Origin of the sequence: Methanospirillum hungatei (genome assembly GCF_019263745.1) — an archaeon.
Lineage (GTDB): Archaea > Halobacteriota > Methanomicrobia > Methanomicrobiales > Methanospirillaceae > Methanospirillum > Methanospirillum purgamenti.
The window spans coordinates 572,192-585,199 of sequence record NZ_CP077107.1 but is presented as its reverse complement, the minus strand read 5'-3'; the positions used below and the strand labels follow the sequence as shown (position 1 = coordinate 585,199).

The window sequence follows — 13,008 nt, the reverse complement described above, 5'->3', positions numbered from 1 at the left end:
GGCCTTAAAAAGTCCTTTATTATACCTGATTCTTACAAAACCAACCTCATACGGTACACCAATCGCTTATAAAAAAACATCTCACTATTTCAGGTATTTTTCAACTTATTATCGATAATCCATGACATCTCAAAATTATAATCTCAATAAAGAGAAAGAAAAAACTGCCCTTCTCTCGGTATGTTCTAATTCTGTTCTTGTCATCATGAAGTTCATTGTCGGATTTGCTCTTGGATCGGTGAGCATCATTTCTGAAGCGATTCATTCGGGGATGGATCTTCTGGCTTCAGTTATAGCTTTTTTCTCGGTGAGAAAATCCGGAGAGGCACCAGACGAAGAACACCAGTTCGGACATGGGAAGTATGAATCTGTTTCTGGAATGATTGAAGCGATTTTGATTTTTATCGCCGCAATTCTTATCATCAATGAAGCGGTCCAAAAAATTCTCACGCCATCCTATGAACCGATGAACCCTCTGCTCATGTGGGCAGGTATTGCTGTCATGGGGATTTCAGCCGGTGTAAATACGTTTGTCTCCACCCGGCTCATGAAAATTGCAAAGAAAACAGAGTCGATTGCATTAGAGAGTGATGCATGGCATCTTCGGACTGATATTTATACCTCGATTGGAGTAATGACTGGTCTTTTCCTCATATGGCTGACAGGTATTCATCTTCTGGATTCAATTGTTGCAATAGGAGTTGCTCTGGTCATTATGAAGGCGGCATATGATCTGACCATGAAATCATATAAAGACTTGATTGATTTCCGTCTTTCTGAAAAGGAAGTATCCAGAATCACTTCTATTATCTGTGAACATCAGTCTGAATATGTCAATTTCCATGGATTACGAACCCGGAGGGCAGGTCCGGAGATTTTTATTGATCTGCATCTTGTTTTAGATAAAGATATCACCGTGGAACAGTCTCATGATTTTACCGAGCACCTGGAAAGAGATCTGAAACTGGAGTTTCCAAGGGCATGTATTACGATTCACGTAGAGCCCAATACGGGGGAACATCTGTTAAAATCAGGGATATGTAATGTGCCTGAATAATTTTTTTGCACTAAAATATCGATCCCGTTGAAAGAATCAATCATACATGCATATTGAGGTTTTAATGATGGCACCACTAGCACTCCTATGTTTGGTCAAATGGTATGAATCTTGTTTCATGCCAACTATCTGCACCAATCCTGTAAAATTGGCTTAAACTATGGCGTGTATTCAAAGTGGAGGTTTTAGGACGTTCTTTATTTCTTCGTTTTTCTAAAACCTAAAGGAGTGGACATTAAGGAGATCTTTTGACGTGATCGTGAACTTGGTACGATATGCTGAATGAGATGTGAAAAATTGTTCACGATCGTAAACTTTATGACCAAATCAATGAAAATAATTCTTCTTACATCTACGAGGATTAAAATGAGAATTTTTTTTTGCGTTTTTATGGTTGTAATAGTTCTTATCGGCTCATTATTTATGGCAGGATGTACATCTCTCATAAATCAACATGATGTCGCGTTTTTAAGTTCTCTTCAGGAATTTCAGAACGAAATAGTGAACCGGATATCACAGATCAATGAAAATGTCAGGATACAGGACTGGGACGCGGCACGATTGAACCTGGAAGGGTATCAGGGTATCGTAAAAGGGGAGATTGAGCACTTACAATCTATTGAAGTATCTGAAAAAATCATCCCAATCCGGGATAAGGCATTAACTGCATTACAACACCAGGAAGCCATCATACAGGATATTCTGGTAATGCCAGAACTGAATGCTTCGGCAATTTCCAATCTTACCGGAGACTATCTTGCTGATATTATTAAAACAGCTATAATATCAAACATTTAATGTTTTCATCTTTTTTTTGTTTACTATCAACTGATATTATGATTCATAACCTGAACTCGGCATTTTAACCCATAGGTATTTGGTCGGTGAAGAGGCTGAGTATTTTTGTTGCTCTCTTAGGAATCTGTGCAAAACTTTTTGTTCCACGTGCATCATGAATTATCTCAATTTTTGAAAGTTCAAAAAAGACTTCTTCTACAGAGATAATCTGATTTAAGTTTAATATGCGAAGTTTTCTTAAAACTGAAAAGTATATCCTCAGTGCCAATAATGATATGAAAAAATAACCTCTAACACTTTCTTCCGACTGCAAATACGATTTATCTGAATCTATTGGGTTTTTTAATGCATCAAATGCAAGTTCCACATCTTCCCTCTCTTTATATAAAAGAAAAATTTCTGCTGGAGGTTTAGCAATGTCAGATAATATTGGAATTATTCCCGAAAATTCGCATTTATTTTGATATTCACCTACATTCAGGCCTCTTTTAAGTGAATTTTTTAGTAAAGTAGATTCTTTTTCCCCCTTCAATAAGGGATCCATATAAAGGTAGAGGTAACCATATTGATTATTAACACACGTACACAAAATCCCTCTATTACGATATAAAAACCCTCCATCCCATACTATTTTAGATTTTTGTAAGAATTTTGAATTCTTTTTTAATGGGACAAGGTAGTGAATACCTCTTTTTTTTAGTTCATTCAACAATGAATACGAAGAGAAGCCCCGATCCAAAATTAATCCAATATCGTTGTCTTTAAATCGATTTAAGAAATTTTTTATTGTTTTTATATCTCTCATAGATCCATATGAGACATCGCATCCGATTGGAAGACCGGTATTCGATGAGAATGCCATTGAAACCCCAATTTGTTCGTTTTTATCATGGTCTGCATTATATCCCTTTTCAGCTAACTTTATTGATTCAGAATAAGTAATAATCGCAGTTAAGTCGTAAAATATCAAATCGTCGTCTGAAGCTAATTCTGCAAATAAGTCATACCACCAGCCAACTTCAGAACCGATTTGGTGAAGTACCTCTCCTAAATGTTTAGGCAACAATTTGACATTGATTTGATTGGATAAATCTAACTTTTCCCATCGTGATTCAATTAATCTGAGAGGTTTAGGATCTAAGGCTTTTACGATAGCCATAGTGACTAATTCCTTGAAATATGGAGTATATTTTTCTAATAATGATTCAAGATCCTTGATGTATGAATAGGCTAGCATCCCATTAGCATATTCAAATATTTCTCTGTTTGAAACTATTTTTGAGGCTGAATTTTTTTTGGGTTTAAACGTACCATCACGAGTTATGGATCCAATATAGTGTGTCGTTTTTTTCGATTTTTTTGTTTGTGGATCATACACACTTGAAGCGCGATAAACATAAAAACCACCTTTGATTTGATGAATTTCTACGTTATGTTGAAGATTTTTTTTCAAGTTTTGAAGGGTGTGCCGCACCTTATCAGGGATCATATTCATATCCTACTACTGGGTTAAAATACACTGTGTTAATTTATTAGTAGAATTATAAATATTTTGCCCTGTTCTAGAAGTTCATTTTTTAAACTCCTTAAAAATTGAATATTTTTCAAAACAAAGGGTAAAAATATTTGAAGGAAACTTACAATACTGGGTTAACTAAGAAAAGTTAGGGTTCATAAATATGATCTTGAAGATATTATAAAAAAAGATAAAAAAGCAGCTCTTATTGTGAATACCTATTCACGAAAAGGTGAAAAACTTTTTTTTGAGGCTCTTGATCTTTTTCACAAGTATGGTATAGACATCGTTGCTTCATATCCTGTCCGTAAACCGGAACGATTGAAACAGGTGGTTTCAGAGGTGATTTCTGATGGATATCGACTCATCATCATAGGAGGTGGTGATGGTACATTCAATTCTGTCATTGATCTGTTTGTTCATCAGGACGTTGTATTAGGTATTCTGCCCTTTGGAACAGCAAATAATTTTGCCCGCTCGATGGGTATTCCTATGTCACTAGAAAAAGCAATTGAAGTAATTGCGTGTGGGAAAGTTGTGGATGTTGATATAGGGGTCATAAACGGCCAGTATTTTTTAAATATCGCTACGGTTGGTTTTTCACATGCTATCATTTCAGCAACACCGCGAAGATTGAAACGATATCTTGGTATGATATCATATCTTCTCTATGAGACAAGATACCTAATATCACAGGAGTTATTCAGTTGTTCGATTACGATAGCAGGTCAAACCAAAACTATCCACACCAGACAATTAATTATTGCGAATGGTAGTTTTTACGGGGCAAGAAAGATAACACCGGATGCACATATCGACAATAAAACGCTGTTAATTTTTGCAATGGAAACTGACAGCGAATGGCAGGGCCTCAAATTCTGGATTGGATTTATTCTCGGCCGACATCTGAAATTTCCCGAGTCAAGATTATTTAAAGTTCAATCCGCCTGTATTGTGACGGACCCTTTTAAATACGTGATCATGGGAGGTGAGAAAGTCACCCGGACCCCTGTACAATTATCTATCGATGAAGAAGCGATAAAAGTGCTGGCTCCTTCCATTTTCAAGGATCATGATGAGGATCTCTCTCTTTCATAAAAGTCCTCTTCACCTGTCCATGAGTCCAGATAAGGATTGCTTGAGAGATTTTTTACTGGAAATGATGGGAGATGGAATTATTATTACTGACAATTATATGGATGGTGAACAATAATACGAAGAAAGGATTACTTATCAGTCGCTGCCACTTCCAGAGAATTATCAACAGAAATACTGGAAAGGGATGCGATGTCATCTGAAAGTTCCTGGATCGACTGATACCGTCCGGCTGGATCTGCAGTCAGGCATCTCTGTATAATTGACAACAATATCTTCCCTATTCCGGTCTGAAAGACGGGTTCTGTTCCTGATGGGATCTCCGGTCTGCCAGTGATAAGTTCGGCACATACCATCCCAACCTGCCATATATCTGTTGTGGCGGTACATTCTGAATTCATCTGACGCTGCTCTGGTGCAGCATATGTGGGAGAAAATCCTGATACTGACCACCGGTCTCTTCCTGACCGTGCAAGACCCCAGTCGGTGAGTTTTGGTATCCCCTCATATGTCAGAAGAATGTTCGTGGGTTTAATATCACAATGGGTTACTCCCCGGCCATGGGCATATAAAAGAGCGGATACAAGACCCTGAATAATCAGAACTGCTTGTTCGACTGGGATCGGGGTTTTCAGGTCTGCAACTGATCCAGGGAGATATTCTATCTCAAGGTACGGAACGGGAAGGATATTTGCAGAAAGAAGCGTTGCAATATGGGGATGTTCTAGATCTTTCCAGATACTGATCTCCTGCATAAATGAAAGACCGGTCATTTCGTCCTCCTTTCGGGGGACTTTTACCACCACCGACGTTCCATCACCGATACGCTCTGCATACCAGATTGTACCAACACCACCCTCTCCGATTGGTCTTATGTTCCTATACCGGTTTTTCGGAAGGGGAAAAGAAGAGATATTACGATCCATTTCTCTCTCATTTCCATATTCTTTCCTTACCTTTCCGATTACCATATACACTCCAAGGATGAGTGAGACGGTAAGGAAAAAGAGAATCAGACTAGTGTACGGATATTCAATCTTAAGAAGATTAAAAGACTGACGGGAAAAGAGAAGAAGGCCAGATAGCAGAGTCGCTGTGATAACCTGACCTAATCCTGTTCCAAGGATGAACCGGACCTGAAGACGATTCTGGAAAACCGAAATAATATGAAACAGGATCATAAGTAGGAATAGGATCAAAAACAAAGGAAGAGAGAAAGTAAATGTATTTCCAACTCCATGCCCCATCCCGACTCCATGACCATGTGACTGGGGAACAGATACCAGGAAGAGTTCTATGGTAAGATAAAGTATCGCGAGAGCCAGATTTAATATCTGAAGCAGAGTAACGGAATTTATTCTTTTCTGAGATTTATCTGCTGGGAATATGGTTGTTTTCATAAATTATGATTTAGATCTTTTTTTCCAGAATGAAAGGTCAGGTTCACTCCAAGAGTGCCGGGTGAGAGTTCTATTCTATCGCCTTCCTTCAAAACCACGAAATCATGAGTGATTGGTTTTCCATTCACATACGTTCCCCCTTTACTGTTTCCATCTGCTAATGTCCAGAATCCTGCCTGTTTTTTGAGCCATACATGAGGCCGTGATACCCGGCTAACTGAGCGGTACTCATCATTCAGAAGAACAGCCGGTTCAGGAGCGATCCCGTCCCATCCCTCTTCAATTCTTCCGACCCGGTACATGGTCCCGGTCAGTTCAATCGTTCTTCCCTGCTCTGAACCATTCATGACAATAAGTCCTGGGCCTGAGGGGAAAATATTGTGCAGCCCGTTTTGTGCTGCTATTGCCTGTTTTGATAGGTCCGGATTACTTTTTCCGGCTACTGAGCTGAATATAGTGAGATTGTGTGCAGCATGGTTCAGACCGTCCGGGACGAGCATATAATAAAAAACCGGCTGTCCCTGGTTTACTGGTTCATCTGATACTCCGATCTCCTTTCTGATGATCCCAAGCGAAAGTAGTTTTGTCAGGTGTTTTTTTGTATTCTCATAACTTGTCGCAATCTCATGTGAGATCTGCCTGACCGTACGGGGTTTTGTTCCGATAAATGAGAGGATATGAAGGCGGATGGGGCTTGCGAGAACATCGAGGTACTCAGATAATTCTGATATAAACTCAGGATCTGAGCTGGTAAGGATAGTCCGGTCATCAGGTCTTTCCGGATTCATATATTCTCCTAGTTCATATGCAGGCTATGGTTATCAAAGTCTACCCTATACAACCCTGAGGTTCAGGGGGGTAACCAGTCCTATTTTATCCATATATATTCTCCTGGAACATAAGAGGGTATATGCACCGCTCAGGCGGTCAGGAGAAAAATATGAAAGCAATTGTCGTAATCCTTATCCTGGGCCTTATCGCTCTGGGAGCCACTTTTCCGGTATCAGCAGCCGGACAGGGTGGAAATGGGAATGGTATTATGCTACATAGTGGCGATGGTTCATCAGGAACTGGCGTCTGTCCGAATCCGGATTGCCCACAGGCAGACTGCCCGAACAACCAGACTCCTCCACGTGATGGAACTGGATTGCAGTACGGAAAAAACCTGAATAAAAGGTGAGAACAGTGGACCGAAGAACGATGACCCTGGCAGGTATCGGACTTCTTGCGGTTCTGGTCATTCTATTGATAATTCTCCCGGTATCGGGTGCAGGAAAGACCGGACCTCAGGATGGTACCGGGTATCAGTATGGTCTTTCCAATCAGAATGGTCAGGATCAGGCTGGATATGGATCTGGGTCAGGGAATGGATCCTGTATCCGTGAAAACTGTCCGAACAATGGGGTGCGTCCTCTTGATGGAACCGGAATGCATCATCATGCAGGGCCTGGATCTGGTAATGCTGGACGCTCAGGTTCCCACGGACATGGGAACGGCCACCGGTTCTGATCTTCTTTTTTTTAAATTCCCTGTAAATAATGGGAGGTCTGATTTTTTCGTAAGTTCCAAAGTTTCCAGGCCTCAAACCAGAGCACACTTACTCCGGCAGCTAACACACAGGTGACAATTCCTTCGGCTGATATCAGGGAAAACCTGAAGATATCCCGGAGTGCCGGTACTGTAAGGATCAGGACAAGGCTGCTAATCGTTCCGAAAAATACCCATCCCATCGCCTTATTTGGTGTCCGAATCGTGGAGATTACCGTCTCTGACCAGGACCGGTTGGTCAGGATAAGAAGCAGGTTTGCAAGTACGATGGTGATAAAGGTCATGGTCCGAACCTCTGTCTCGCCAAGCCCGCTCATCAGGGAATGAAGATACACAAGTAACACAACACCCAGGACAACAAATCCCTGCATCAGACTGAGAAAGAGGGTTTTTGGTGTAAAGAGCCGTTCATCCGCAGATCGGGGCAGCCGGTTCATGATATCCTGTTCTTCCTTTTCTGCCTCAAAAACAATTGAACAAGTTGGATCGATGATGAGTTCAAGGAAAACGATATGCATGGGCATGAGAATAAGTGGCATATCAAAAAGGACGGGAATGAGTGACATTCCGGCGATTGGAATGTGGATAGAGAAGATATAAGCCATTGCCTTTTTGAGGTTATCATAAATTCTTCGTCCAATTCTAACTGCAGAGACGATAGAAGTGAAATTATCATCAAGGAGGACGAGGGAAGAAGCTTCCCTGGCAACATCAGTGCCCCTCCCTCCCATGGCAATACCGATATCAGCAGATTTCAGGGCCGGAGCATCATTCACCCCGTCACCGGTCATAGCCACAACCTCATGATTTGCCTTGAGAGCATTGACGATCCGCAGTTTCTGCTCTGGAACGGCTCGTGCAAAGAGGGTCGCAGTTTTGAGTCGTTCTTTGAGTTCCTCATCTGATAACCTGTCCAAATCTGCTCCGATCAGGTAATTATCAGCATTCATAAGCCCTATCTGGTTTGCGATGTTCTGGGCTGTACGGGGATAGTCACCTGTAATCATGATGATCCTGATACCTGCAGCATAGCATTCATTCACCGCTTTAGAAATTTCCGGTCTGACCGGATCGGCAAATCCTATCAGGCCAAGAAAAGTGAATATAAAATCATGCTGGATACTGGGGAGTTCAGAACGCGAAAAAGATGACTTTGCAACTCCAAGAATCCGAAGACCCCGTGATGCCATGATATCTATCTGTTTTGCGAGTTTTTTCTGCTCCTGCTTTGAAAAATGACATAGGTCACCAATCGCTTCCGGAGCTCCCTTGGCAGCAATGGTAAACTCATGGCCGTCTGGAGACTGCCACACATTTGACATCGCCAGGAGTTCAGATGAGAGGGGATATTCGGTAATGAGCTTCCAGTCTTTATGAATATGCTCTGTTTTCCCAAAATCTCCTTCAGAAAGCTGAACGAGTGCTTTCTCCATGGGATCAAAGGGATCTTTTTTACAGGCAAGAATAGCGTATTCAGACAATTCATGACAATAATCAGGAACAGAATTTTCACCAACTCCATCATAGTCACAAAATTCATCGTGTGCAAAAAAGGATTGCACGGTCATTTTATTGAGGGTGAGCGTTCCGGTCTTGTCTACGCACAGAACTGATGCAGAGCCCAGGGTTTCAATTGCAGGAACCTGCCGTGTCAGCACCTGCTTTTGTGAGATTCTCCATGCACCAAGTGCGAGAAAAACAGTTAAAACCACCGGGAACTCTTCCGGAAGAATTGCCATGGCAAGAGTAATTCCTGCAAGAAGCCCTGATATCCAGTCTCCCCGGCCAATTCCATAGATGATGACGATGATAAGGCACAGGAGAAGGCCGCATGTGGCGATGACCTTCACCATCGTGGATATCTCCAGTTTCAGCCTGGTATCGCCTCGTCCGACCTCCTGAAGAACCATCCCTATCTTCCCCATCTCTGTCCCTGAGCCGGTGGTTCTGACTTCTGCAAGGGCCTGACCCTGCACCACAAGGGTTCCTGAATATATGTATGGCAGATCATCGCCTCCTGGAGCCTGCTCTTTCAGTCCTTCAGTCCAGGGAATCTTTCGTACCGGAACCGATTCACCGGTGAGGAGTGATTCATCAACCGTGATATTGTTTGATGAGAGGAGAATCCCGTCCGCAGGAACCCTATCTCCTTCGGAAATGATGAGAATATCACCCGGAACAACCTCCCGTCCTGCAATCCGTCTCTGTTCACCGTCTCTGATGACAAGAGCCCGTGGACTGGAGAGATTTCGGAGTGCATCAAGAGCCCGTTCAGTCTTTCGCTCCTGGTATACCGTAATTCCGATAATAACCAGCACAAAGCTCATCAGCATGACGGCTTCAGTGATATCGCCGAGGAAAAAGTAGATAAGACCACTCGCTACCAGAAGGAGGAACATCGGCTCTTTGAAAACCTCAAGAAGAATGTCAATAATGCCGTCTTTTTTGTGTTCCGGAAGTTCGTTATATCCAAATGTCCTTATCCGGTCTGATACCTGGGTACTGGATAGTCCTTGTATGGTCTCAATATCCGGAAGTGTCATAGTGATACCGCATTATTAGACATATATTCAAAATCAGACGTATTGTGTTTGCACTCTAAGTTTTTCATTAAGAAGGGATAAGGGATTGTGTGTAACAGTCCATTTCCGGGTCTTTTTCACCCCCTGAACCAACCGGTTCAAAGGGTGAACCTGAATGATTGTGCTTTTTTATATGCTCAATCATTCATTGTTCCTATACTCCTCAGATACGGCTTTCCCGGGTTTCTCATTGTCAAGAATCCGGATGCTCAGGTAAGTCGTGTAGGGATAAGCGGAGTCGGAATTATGAATAGAAAGACAGTCATCAGATTAACCAGTTTTCTCCTCCTTATTGCAACCATCATCTGTGTGGTTACCGGTATTATGAAATGGCCCGGTCTGATATCTGCTCTGGGTCTGACATATCGCCAGGTTCCTGTGTTACTCATTACCGAGATCCATGACTGGTCAGGATTACTTATGACCGTTCTGGTAATGGTTCATGTATACCAGTTTCGAGGATTTATCCGGAGAATGGCCCGTAATCTGATTTCATCAGGAGTTAAACAATGATTACGAAATACTTTTTGACATTTTTCCAGGTTTTGTGCCTTTTTGGTATGATTAGCGAATTTGTTCTGGCTGCACCCTCTTCCGGAAGAGATGGATGCCAGGATCCCTTACTTGCAACACAAAGCGAAGAGAAGAAGGTAATCACGGATAGTTTAGGAAATTTGACTCTGATCGATGAAGATACACAGGAAGAAGCAGATGCCCTTGCAGGTACCTGTCTGAAAGGATTTCATTGCAGTTGTCCGGACTGTCCGCTCTGGAGCGATTTAGATGAGGATAATTTCTGTGATCATGGGGAGGAACCTGACGATATGACCGAAGAGTGATAATGGAAAACTCATAAATCTCTTTTTCCCCAATTTCAAATCGTTCATTATTTTCAGTGTTCACCTGGTTCACATGTCTTCCTTCATCGCATCGGTGTAGTCCCTGAAAAAAGAATTTTAAGAGAGTTGGCTGGTAAATGCACTCAGGTGATTCTCTGATCCGTTCCGGAGATTGGTATATACCTGGATTATATCCGGCCGGGTGGTATTTGCGATAGCCTTGTCAAGATCTGCAATATCTGTCTCTTCAATTGCTACCCCTGCTTTGAGTGCGTCAGTCAGCGATTGTGCTCCCTGCTCTGCCAGGGCATCTGCCAGTGCCTGAATCTCCGGATTCTTTCTTTTTAGATAGAAAGTGTTCATACGCCCCCAACTGCCAGGGCATCTGCCAGTGCCTGAATCTCCGGATTATTATATCCATATGATAAGTTTCCTATCATATCAGAAGGAACCTGATATCTGTCAAGGAGGAATTGAACTTCACTGGCATGGCTTGTTTCGGCGTCTGCGATATTCCTAAAGATAGGAATTGAATACTTCTCATACCAGACCATGTAGAGGTCATGGGCCATTTGTTCTTCCTGCCGCATAAAGAGGAGATCTGATCTTTCGATATCTGAAAGATTATAGTCTTGTGGTTCCGGAAGGATACTATTCTGATTTCCCTGGAATTGAATTCTATACCCCTGTCCGACACCAGATGCAGGGATGATGATCAGAAGAGTTACAAGGATGAGAATAAGGAAGATGTAATTTTTTTTCATAATTCTCTCAACGCCGTTAAGGAGGATAAATACACATGGATGATTTGAGTATACATAAAAATACCGCAGGGTCAATTATCGTCCAAATCATTCTGGTTATCCCGTTGAATTAAATTTATTTAGATATTCGATGATTGAGAACTCTCTTTTCATGTCCTGCTCATTCCAGTAAAGAACGGAATTCTCGTTCTTTGAAGTATCCTGGATTTTCTGTATGAGCACATATACTCTGTACAGAAGTATAAATCAACAACTAAAATTGCTCGGGTAAAAACCGCAGTAGTCCCATATATGAGAAAATTCATGTATATTGTCCATCGTGATTATCCTATGTGATATTCGTTTTTTGTAGAATGATATTGTGTATAAACGATTCATTTTTGTTATATTATCAAGTCTTTTTAAATTAAATTCAAACAAGTATCTTTAATAATATTGGCATATAATCTTCAATAAAATGAAGTTTTTAAAAACTGCTGACGATTATCGTGAAATTGGATATAGTAATGTAAACCAGAGAGAATATGCAAAAGCCCATGATTCGTTTCTGAAAGCATCGGAAAAATATAATAAAATAGGCAATTTTCAAGATGAATACCTGTGCAAGTCACTTTCTCTTCTGATGACTATTCAGTCAGACCTTAAAAACCCTGACCGGTATATCAGATCAAAAGCATCCCTTGAGAGAGTTACGATTCCGGAAATTAAGTTTGGGCTTAAAAAGATCCAGGTCTCTGAGTTGATTGATGAATGTTCCTTAACCGGAGAAGAACTGACATTGTTTGAAAAACTTTCAAAAGGCCAATACGAGGACGTTTTTTCAATAATTGAAGAAATCCGGACTGTTGCACATGGATTCCAGAACACAATTGGTGATCGAGCCTTAAATATTCCTGAACTTTTTGAAAACAGATACGTAAACGGGGTTGAACGTTCGTACTTTCTCTATGCCATAAGTGAAGAATTGCTTGCTGAACATATCGTTTGGACCGACCCGAAAAAATCTGTCGAACATTACCAGATGGCCTCACACTGGAGAAGTCTTCTCGGGCAAAAAGAAGATGAACAGACAAATAACCAGAAGATCCATGAGATCTCACAAGGCGTCATATGCTGGTTTTGTGGACGTGAGATCTATGGGAAAAATATTCATTATTTACCCATGAAAACGCAGATATCAGAGTATCAGTTGAAAAATGAAAAAAAAGAATTGTTACAATCAGTGCATCCTGATAAGCAGGCGGTTTTTGCATGCAGGGTATGTTATTACGCGATTACAAACCGAATAGATGAAATCGCAGTAGAATATCATAACAAAGCTTTAACGGAAATTCATCGGGTTGAGTCTGAATTACATGCACGAATTTCTCATCTTCAAAGTATCATGAGGAAATGAAAGGAGTTACATA

Annotated in this window: 14 protein-coding genes; 8 read left to right on the top strand and 6 right to left on the bottom strand. The window is 41.3% G+C overall.

The window, feature by feature from the left end:
- Positions 1-121: 121 nt before the first annotated feature.
- Entirely contained in the window at positions 122-1,057 is a 936-nt protein-coding gene (locus tag KSK55_RS02815) for a cation diffusion facilitator family transporter (protein ID WP_218608089.1), read from the top strand.
- A gap of 390 nt (positions 1,058-1,447) precedes the next feature.
- Entirely contained in the window at positions 1,448-1,855 is a 408-nt protein-coding gene (locus KSK55_RS02810; protein WP_218608088.1) for a hypothetical protein, read from the top strand.
- A gap of 64 nt (positions 1,856-1,919) precedes the next feature.
- On the opposite strand, the gene KSK55_RS02805 is transcribed toward KSK55_RS02810, so the two are convergent.
- Positions 1,920-3,344: a transposase gene (locus KSK55_RS02805; protein WP_218607131.1), complete on the bottom strand. Its 1,425-nt coding sequence runs from the start codon at positions 3,342-3,344 to the stop codon at positions 1,920-1,922.
- A 237-nt stretch (positions 3,345-3,581) separates the two neighbouring features.
- On the opposite strand from KSK55_RS02805, the gene KSK55_RS02800 reads away from it, so the two are divergent.
- Entirely contained in the window at positions 3,582-4,469 is an 888-nt protein-coding gene (locus KSK55_RS02800; RefSeq protein ID WP_218608087.1) for a diacylglycerol/lipid kinase family protein, read from the top strand.
- Positions 4,470-4,597: 128 nt separating this feature from the next.
- Here the strand turns inward: KSK55_RS02800 and KSK55_RS02795 are convergent, their stop codons facing one another.
- Both KSK55_RS02795 and KSK55_RS02790 read right to left on the bottom strand, forming a co-directional pair.
- On the bottom strand, positions 4,598-5,866 hold the full coding sequence (locus tag KSK55_RS02795; protein WP_218608086.1) for a serine/threonine-protein kinase: 1,269 nt from the start codon (positions 5,864-5,866) through the stop codon (positions 4,598-4,600).
- Positions 5,863-6,654: an FHA domain-containing protein gene (locus KSK55_RS02790; protein WP_218608085.1), complete on the bottom strand. Its 792-nt coding sequence runs from the start codon at positions 6,652-6,654 to the stop codon at positions 5,863-5,865. Before KSK55_RS02790 ends, KSK55_RS02795 begins: the two co-directional genes overlap by 4 nt.
- 152 nt (positions 6,655-6,806) lie before the next feature.
- Here KSK55_RS02790 and KSK55_RS02785 point away from each other — a divergent pair, with 152 nt between their 5' ends.
- The gene (locus tag KSK55_RS02785) at positions 6,807-7,046 is read left to right on the top strand and encodes a hypothetical protein (protein WP_218608084.1); all 240 of its coding nucleotides are present in this window, start codon (positions 6,807-6,809) and stop codon (positions 7,044-7,046) included.
- Positions 7,047-7,051: 5 nt separating this feature from the next.
- Positions 7,052-7,375 carry a hypothetical protein gene (locus tag KSK55_RS02780; protein ID WP_218608083.1) on the top strand — a complete coding sequence of 108 codons (324 nt, stop codon included), beginning with the start codon at positions 7,052-7,054 and terminating at the stop codon, positions 7,373-7,375.
- A gap of 11 nt (positions 7,376-7,386) precedes the next feature.
- Here KSK55_RS02780 and KSK55_RS02775 read toward each other — a convergent pair whose 3' ends face one another.
- Entirely contained in the window at positions 7,387-9,957 is a 2,571-nt protein-coding gene (locus KSK55_RS02775) for a cation-translocating P-type ATPase (RefSeq protein WP_218608082.1), read from the bottom strand.
- 87 nt (positions 9,958-10,044) lie between these two features.
- Between KSK55_RS02775 and KSK55_RS02770 the strand changes: the two genes are divergently transcribed.
- Positions 10,045-10,509 carry a DUF4405 domain-containing protein gene (locus KSK55_RS02770; protein WP_218608081.1) on the top strand — a complete coding sequence of 155 codons (465 nt, stop codon included), beginning with the start codon at positions 10,045-10,047 and terminating at the stop codon, positions 10,507-10,509.
- Complete coding sequence (locus tag KSK55_RS02765) at positions 10,506-10,835, top strand: hypothetical protein (RefSeq protein WP_218608080.1); 330 nt, start codon at positions 10,506-10,508, stop codon at positions 10,833-10,835. Before KSK55_RS02770 ends, KSK55_RS02765 begins: the two co-directional genes overlap by 4 nt.
- A 117-nt stretch (positions 10,836-10,952) precedes the next feature.
- On the opposite strand, the gene KSK55_RS02760 is transcribed toward KSK55_RS02765, so the two are convergent.
- Both KSK55_RS02760 and KSK55_RS02755 read right to left on the bottom strand, forming a co-directional pair.
- The gene (locus KSK55_RS02760) at positions 10,953-11,198 is read right to left on the bottom strand and encodes a DUF2202 domain-containing protein (RefSeq protein ID WP_218608079.1); all 246 of its coding nucleotides are present in this window, start codon (positions 11,196-11,198) and stop codon (positions 10,953-10,955) included.
- Positions 11,195-11,599: a DUF2202 domain-containing protein gene (locus KSK55_RS02755; RefSeq protein ID WP_218608078.1), complete on the bottom strand. Its 405-nt coding sequence runs from the start codon at positions 11,597-11,599 to the stop codon at positions 11,195-11,197. The genes KSK55_RS02760 and KSK55_RS02755 overlap by 4 nt, the downstream gene beginning before the upstream one ends.
- A gap of 457 nt (positions 11,600-12,056) precedes the next feature.
- Between KSK55_RS02755 and KSK55_RS02750 the strand changes: the two genes are divergently transcribed.
- Complete coding sequence (locus tag KSK55_RS02750) at positions 12,057-12,995, top strand: hypothetical protein (protein WP_218608077.1); 939 nt, start codon at positions 12,057-12,059, stop codon at positions 12,993-12,995.
- The last annotated feature ends 13 nt before the right edge of the window (positions 12,996-13,008 follow it).